A 1,579-nucleotide genomic window follows, 5' to 3' on the forward strand; every position below is an offset into this window, starting at 1 on the left:
TGCGCCGCCCCGGGGGCCCGGGGGGTGGGGGGGGGGCCCCCCCCCCCCCCCCCCGCCCCCGGGTCGCGCCACCCCACCACCCCCTTCCGCCAGGTACGAAGAGAACCCAAGGGCAACACCGCAACACCCGATCGGAAACGAGCCACCCCCGATGTGGTGCGTTGCCGGGGCGCTGGCACCACGGGCCGTGGAGTGTTGGCGTACCGCATTCGACAGGCGGCCTTGGCTATTGCATTGGTGTATCGCGCTGTCGTGTCGGCATGGCCTTGTCGTGGGGGCTGGCTCGCCCGTCGTGAGGGTGGCTGCGGCTGGACCGGCGCAGGGTGCGGGCCGGGTGGATGGGTGTTATGCGGGGGGGGCAGCTATGCGGTTCGGTCCGGGGCGGTGTTGGGCGGTGTTGGGCGGTGCTGCTGGGCGGTGCGTAGTGGCCGGGTGACTGGTGGCGGTCTCCGAAGGGCCGTCTGGTGGTTCATGCGCAGCCGGTGTGAGGCGGTCGGCTGTGGTGTGGGCATGCCGGGGCCGCCCGTCATCGGTGGGGATGCGGGCGGACCGGCGCAGGGCATGGCCGTGTGCAGTGTTCCGAGGTGAGGTGTTGCGGTTATGCGGCCCAGTCGAGCGCGGTGCTGTCGGGTGGGCCGATGCTGCCCGGTGGTCCAGTCCCGGTTGCGGATCCTCTGGCGTCGGCTGGTGGGAGTAGCCGGTAGACGTAGCGCCCGTCCTGATCTTTGCTGATCTGGATCTGGTCGGGGTGACTGTGCTTGAAGCGGTTGTGCCATCCGCAGGTGAGTGCGAGTTGGTCGATGTCGGTGGGCGATCGCCCGAGCGCCCAGCCGTGGACATGGTCGATTTCGCACAGCGTCCCGGGCACTTCGCAGCCTCGCACCGCGCAGGAGGAGTAGAGCGTCTCCAGGACTTGGCGTTGTGCTGCGGAGGCGAACCGTTCCCGATATCCCAGGTACAGCGGGGTGTTCCCGCGCCCCAGGAGGAGGGGTGAGACTCCGGCGGCTAGGGCGATGCGGCGGGCTTGTGCGGCGGGGATGGGGGTGCCGTCGGTGAGGCGGGCGGGTGCGTTGCCGCCGGTGAGGGTGTCCAGGTCGCAGATGACGGTGACCTTGGACGCCTTGTGGCCGCCTGAGAGCACGCTCGACAAGGCGGCTGCGGTGCGTTCGGGGAGGTCTCGGCGGTCGTCCGGTCCGGCCGGCTTGGCCAGTGGGGCGAGTGTGCCGTCCCAGGTCGCGGCGTCTTCGGGGTTCAGCCAGCCTTTGACGTAGCGGCCGCCGTCCAGGGATCGGGTGGTGGTGAGCCAGGACTTGTCGTAACCGCGCCGCGAATCCTCGTCGGGCGCGTCTTCGGTGTCGTCGCGTTCGGCGATGAGATCGTGGATGCGGCGCCCGAACGCGGCTACCTTCCCGGCCGAGAAGCCCTGCTCGACGAACCCGAGGAGGATTGTCTCGGCCTCGGCGCAGTCGATGTCGTCGAGGCGCGCGACCGAGTCGGCGACGGTGGCGGCGTAGCCGTAGGACAGTTCCCCGGCTGCGAGCTGTGCGCAGACTTCCGGTAGGCGGTGGCGCTGTCGGGC

At 70.6% G+C, this 1,579-nt stretch carries 1 protein-coding gene; it reads right to left on the bottom strand.

The window, feature by feature from the left end; genetic code table 11:
- Positions 1-598 precede the first annotated feature (598 nt).
- Positions 599-1,579, bottom strand: a 981-nt coding sequence (locus tag ABT299_RS52635) for an HNH endonuclease signature motif containing protein (RefSeq protein WP_500255475.1), incomplete at its 5' end; no start/stop codon positions are given.

Origin of the sequence: Spirillospora sp. NPDC000708, assembly GCF_040299565.1 — a bacterium.
Classification (GTDB): domain Bacteria; phylum Actinomycetota; class Actinomycetes; order Streptosporangiales; family Streptosporangiaceae; genus Spirillospora.